Source organism: Pseudomonas sp. (assembly GCF_037994325.1).
Lineage (GTDB): Bacteria > Pseudomonadota > Gammaproteobacteria > Pseudomonadales > Pseudomonadaceae > Aquipseudomonas.
The window spans coordinates 1-5,253 of record NZ_JBBNAH010000142.1; the positions used below are offsets into that span (position 1 = coordinate 1).

6 protein-coding genes are annotated in these 5,253 nt (G+C 59.3%); 4 read left to right on the forward strand and 2 right to left on the reverse strand.

Going from position 1 to position 5,253, the window contains the following annotated elements:
- Window positions 1–61: 61 nt before the first annotated feature.
- From AAAB16_RS04775 to AAAB16_RS04790, 4 genes are all read left to right on the forward strand, one after another.
- The gene (locus AAAB16_RS04775) at window positions 62–691 is read left to right on the forward strand and encodes a DUF1780 domain-containing protein (protein WP_340662314.1); all 630 of its coding nucleotides are present in this window, start codon (window positions 62–64) and stop codon (window positions 689–691) included.
- Complete coding sequence (locus tag AAAB16_RS04780) at window positions 688–1,182, forward strand: MOSC domain-containing protein (RefSeq protein ID WP_340662315.1); 495 nt, start codon at window positions 688–690, stop codon at window positions 1,180–1,182. Before AAAB16_RS04775 ends, AAAB16_RS04780 begins: the two co-directional genes overlap by 4 nt.
- 41 nt (window positions 1,183–1,223) lie before the next feature.
- On the forward strand, window positions 1,224–1,397 hold the full coding sequence (locus tag AAAB16_RS04785) for a DUF3094 family protein (protein ID WP_110617442.1): 174 nt from the start codon (window positions 1,224–1,226) through the stop codon (window positions 1,395–1,397).
- Between the two features lie 63 nt (window positions 1,398–1,460).
- Window positions 1,461–2,762, forward strand: a complete 1,302-nt coding sequence (locus AAAB16_RS04790) for an NAD(P)/FAD-dependent oxidoreductase (RefSeq protein ID WP_340662316.1) — start codon at window positions 1,461–1,463, stop codon at window positions 2,760–2,762.
- Window positions 2,763–2,830: 68 nt separating this feature from the next.
- On the opposite strand, the gene zapE is transcribed toward AAAB16_RS04790, so the two are convergent.
- Together zapE and trpS are read right to left on the reverse strand one after the other, a co-directional pair.
- A complete protein-coding gene (gene zapE, locus AAAB16_RS04795) occupies window positions 2,831–3,925 on the reverse strand; it encodes a cell division protein ZapE (RefSeq protein ID WP_340662317.1) in 1,095 nt (364 codons plus the stop codon).
- 233 nt (window positions 3,926–4,158) lie between these two features.
- On the reverse strand, window positions 4,159–5,253 hold a 1,095-nt coding region (gene trpS, locus AAAB16_RS04800), incomplete at its 5' end, for a tryptophan--tRNA ligase (protein ID WP_340662318.1).

Here is a 5,253-nt window from a genome sequence, read left to right on the forward strand (position 1 = left end):
CCTCCAGCCTGAGCGAAAAGGCAGTCTACACCGGCCTGTTTGCCAGGCTAAGCTTGCACGCATGGATGACTCCGAATACCTGCGTCTACTGACCGACCAAGCCGAACAGGCCAACGCCCTGCTCTCCAATGCGCAAAAGTGGGAGCGCGAGCGTTGGGTGTGTCAGCGCTTTTTGCAGGCGCTGAATGTGCCGCATCGGCTGGAAGAGTTCAGCGCGGCCAGCCAAGACCCACCCGACGTGCTGTTTCACGATGCGCACTTCGAGGTGTTTTTTGTCCTCGATGAAGGCCGTCGTCTCAATGATGAATGGCGCCAGGAATTGGAGCGCCGCCGTAACGCTTACTCCCTGAGCCAATTGGTTGAGCATGAGGCGCGACCACGGAAAATTCGCGCCGCAGAGCTACAAAACCGCCTGGCGCCGACCCTACGTAAAAAAACCGCCAGCTACCGCGAACGCAATATCGACATCGGCAATCTGGACATGCTCGCCTACGTCAACCTCAAGCGGGAAATCACTGATTTCAACAGCGCCTTCCCACCGCCTACCGAATTTTTGCATCAGGGCTGGCGCTCGCTGTCGGTGCTAGGCCCCAACTTCGCCCGGGTGTTATTCGCCCACCCCGGCGCACCGGATTTTCTGCGCATCAACCTCGGGCGCACGGTGCTGCTGGATATTGGAATTAGCCTATGAGCCAACTGTTAGAACTGATCGCCGACGTACCGCAGACAGGCGAAGTCTGCTGGATTGGCGTACGGCCGGTTTCCCGTGAACCGATGATTGAGCTGGAGGCTGTAGAAGCGCGGCGCGAAGCTGGGTTAACTGGCGACCATACCCGCCCTGGGCCGCGAAACGCACGGCAGGTGACCTTGATTCAATGGGAACACCTGGCGGTGATCAGTGCCTTATTAGGACGCACACCCGAACAGGCGATTACCCCGGCCGATATGCGCCGCAATATTGCCGTCAGCGGCATTAATTTATTCAGCCTGAAAAACCGGCGTTTTCGCCTCGGTCAGGCGCTATTGGAAACCACCGGCTGGTGCCAACCCTGCGCCCGTCTTGAGCAGCGCCTGGGGCGCGGTACGTTTCAAGCCGCGCGCGGGCATGGCGGTATCACTTGCCGGGTGCTGGAAAGCGGGATTATTCGCTTGCAGGACAAGCTTTACGTTGAGCAGGACTAAATCCCACGACTAGAATGCTTTCATCCCACACGAGGCCTGCCATGACCAGCCGACTCAGTCCTGACGACCAAGAACGCGTCGACCAGTACCTCAGCGCGCCGCAGCATCAAGTCGAGCGCCGGCCGTTTCGTCCGTGGTTTCTCCTTTTTATTGTGCTGGCTTCGGTCATTGGCCTTGGTCTGCTCAGCCGTTTACTCAGCCGGTTAGTGCTATGAGCTGCTTTGCGCTCGCCTCGCCGGCGTCTCGCCGAATCCCTGAAAGCCTTATGAGAGTTAACCATGTCCCATCGCATTGTTATTGTCGGCGGCGGAGCCGGCGGCTTGGAGCTTGCTACCCGCCTGGGTAAAACCTTGGGTAAACGCGGCATCGCCCGCGTCACCCTGGTGGACGCCAACCTCACCCATATCTGGAAACCATTGCTGCACGAAGTGGCCGCCGGCTCGTTGAATTCATCGGAAGACGAACTCAACTATGTCGCCCAGGCCAAGTGGAACAGCTTTGAGTTTCAGCTCGGGCGCATGGAAGGGCTGGACCGCAGCGCCAAGAAAATCCAGCTGTCTGCCACTCTCGATGAACACGGCGAAGAGTTGGTGCCTGCCCGCTCGTTGAATTACGACAGCCTAGTCATAGCCGTGGGCAGTACCACCAATGACTTCGGCACGCCCGGTGCGGCCGAGCACTGTCTGTTTCTCGATACCCGCGTACAGGCTGAGCGCTTCCACCGCCAGCTGCTTAACCACTACATGCGCGCCCATGCCAACCAAACGCAGAGCACGGAGCAGATCAGCGTCGCCATCGTTGGCGCTGGCGCGACCGGTGTCGAGTTGGCGGCCGAGTTGCACCACGCCGCTCACGAGCTGGCGGCCTATGGCCTGGACCGCATCAAGCCAGAAAATATGCGCATCACCTTGATCGAAGCCGGTCCGCGCGTGCTGCCAGCTTTGCCTGAACGCATTGGCCAACCGGTGCACAAAACCTTGGAGAAGCTCGGCGTTACGGTGCTAACCAATGCCGCCGTCAGCGAGGTCACTCGCGACAGCTTGAAAACAGCACAGGGCCAGGATATCCCCGCCAGCCTGAAAGTCTGGGCGGCGGGTATTCGTGCGCCGGATTTCCTCAAAGATCTGGATGGCCTGGAGAGCAATCGCATCAACCAACTGCAAGTGCGTCCGACCCTACAAACCACGCGGGACGACAATATCTTTGCTTTTGGTGATTGTGCTGCTTGCCCGCAACCAGGCGAGGAAGGCCGCAACGTGCCGCCGCGCGCCCAGGCGGCCCACCAACAGGCGTCGTTGCTGGCCAAATCGCTGAAGCTGCGTATCGAAGGCAAAGCACTGCCGACCTACAAGTATCGCGACTACGGTTCGCTGATTTCCCTGGCGAGTTTTTCCGCGGTCGGCAACTTGATGGGCAACCTGACCGGTAGCGTGATGCTGGAAGGCTGGTTGGCGCGGATGTTTTACGTGTCGCTATACCGCATGCACCAGATGGCGCTGTACGGCGTGTTCCGCACCCTGATGTTGATGCTCAGCGACCGCATCGGCCGCGGTACGGAGCCGCGCCTCAAGCTGCACTGATGCCTTAATACAAACCCCCGCTAAAAAGCGGGGGTTTGTTTATGCACTTAGCTAACCTGGAAAACGCCTTACGGCTTGTGCGCCCGCGAAAGAAATTCGTGGGACTGCATTTCCAACAGGCGGCTCAGCGTCCGCTGAAACTCAAAGTTCAATCGCCCGCCGGTGTACAGGTCTTTGAGCTCCACGGCAGCGGAAATGATCAGCTTGACGTTGCGGTCGTAGAACTCGTCCACCAGGTTGATAAAGCGGCGCGCCAAGTCGTCTTCGTTAACGCCCATTTGCTCGACGTTGGAAATCAGAATGGCGTGGAAAATTTTCGCCAGTTCGATGTAGTCGTTCTGGCTGCGCGGGCCATCGCACAACTCGCGGAAGTCGAACCAGGCCACGTCGTCGCACACCTTACGGGCGCGGATGCCGCGGTTTTCGATCATCAGCACCTCGTCCACCTGCGCTTTTACGCACTCCGGCACCAGGCTGACAAAACTCTTGTTCAGGCTGACTTCTGCGCCCTCGTTGAGCGGCCAGTAATACAGCTCGGCTTGCTCAAGGGCGCGCAGGCGATAGTCAACGCCGCTGTCGACGTTAACGATGGTGGTGTGCTGTTTGAGCAACTCAATGGCAGGTAGGAAGCGCGCGCGTTGCAGGCCGTCTTTGTACAGGCCATCCGGCACGATGTTGGAGGTCGAGACCAAGCTGACGCCGTTCTTGAACAGCTCTTCCAGCAAGGTCGCCAGAATCATCGCGTCGGTAATATCGGAGACGAAAAACTCGTCAAAACAGATCACCCGCGTTTCAGCGGCATAGCGCTTGGCGATGGCTTGCAGCGGGTTTTTTTCGCCGCTCAGGGTGGTCAGGTCTTCGTGCACGCGCTTCATAAAGCGGTGGAAGTGGGTGCGGGTCTTTTCCTTGAAGGGCAGCGCTTCAAAGAAGGTGTCCACCAAGTAGGTTTTACCGCGCCCGACGCCGCCCCAGAAGTACAGGCCCTTGACCGGATCGTGGTTCTTTTTGCCGAGCAGTTTGCCGAACAGGCCTGGCTTGTTATCGCCGGCGGCAATCAGGTCGTCGTAGAGGCGCTGCAGATGGCGCACCGCAGTTTCCTGCGCGGCGTCGTGGAAGAAGTCGGGACGTTTTAGGTCCGCCTGGTATCGCTCGAGGGGCGTCATCGCGTGGTGCTCTCAACTATTTACTAGCTCGCGACCGGGCCAAGTGCATGGCATCGCGAGGCAGATGATTGGCTGGTAACGAGTAAACAGTACCCGGGGTCTGCGTCTTGCTACCGGCGTGGATAGCGCGCGAGGGCTCAAGAATGCCCCCAGACAGCAAAAACGGGGTCGTCACTTTAGCGGCGCCCCCGTTGCTTGGCAATCGGCCAGCACGTGGGTGCCGACCGAGTCACTTATTCCGGCTGTGGCGCCAGGGCCTCACGCAGTTGCTCAATGGCCTGTTCGCACGCTGTCGCATCGGCGAATTGCGGGCTATTGCCGACCGCTTCGTCGTCCAACCACACGGCAAAGCCGTTACCGTCAACACGGACATCCAACGCGCTGCCGTCTTGCAGACGCTTGCTCACTTGGCCGGCGGTTTTGCCATCGGCAAAGTTTTTCGACAGCAACAGTTGCTCACCATCGGCGGCCAACAGGCGGAAGCGGAAGCTGCCATCGTCTTCACGGAAGCTGACAAAACGTGCGCCTTTAACGGCTTTTTTCTTGCTCATCTGGGTGGTTTGCAGGTCGCTACGGAACGAGCGCAGGCCCACCGCTTCGCGCAGCTCGCCGAGAAATGGCGTGGCGATTTTGCGCGCCTTGGCGGCACCGGCCAGCAGAATGTCCTCCAAGTCAGCCGGGCGTTCGATCAGTGCGTTATAGCGCTCGCGCGGCTCGCTCAGTTCGTTGTCCAGCAGCTCGAACAGGCGCTGCTTGGCTTCGCCCCAGGCCAAACCACCCAACAAATCAGCGCGGAATTCAGTTTGCTGCTCGGGTGTGGAAAAGGCTTGGTACAGGGTAAACAGGTGCGAGTTATCCGGGTCTTTGGCTTCACCGGGGGCGCGCGAGTCAGTGACGATGCTGGACACCGCCGCCTTCAGTTGCTTGGCGGTGCCAAACAGCGGAATAGTGTTGTCGTAGCTTTTCGACATCTTGCGGCCATCGAGGCCTGGCAAGGTCGCCACGCTCTCTTCGATCAACGCTTGCGGCATCACAAAGAATTCTTTGCCCTTGCCGAACAGGTGGTTAAAGCGCTGACCAATATCACGGGCCATTTCCACGTGCTGAATCTGGTCGCGACCTACCGGCACCTTGTGCGCGTTAAACATCAGGATGTCCGCCGCCATCAGCACCGGGTAGCTGTACAGGCCCATGGTGATGCCGGCGTCCGGGTCTTCACCGGTCTCGACGTTTTTGTCCACCGAAGCCTTGTAGGCGTGGGCGCGATTGAGCAGGCCCTTGGCGGCGACGCAGGTCAGCAGCCAGGTCAGCTCGGGGATTTCCGGGAT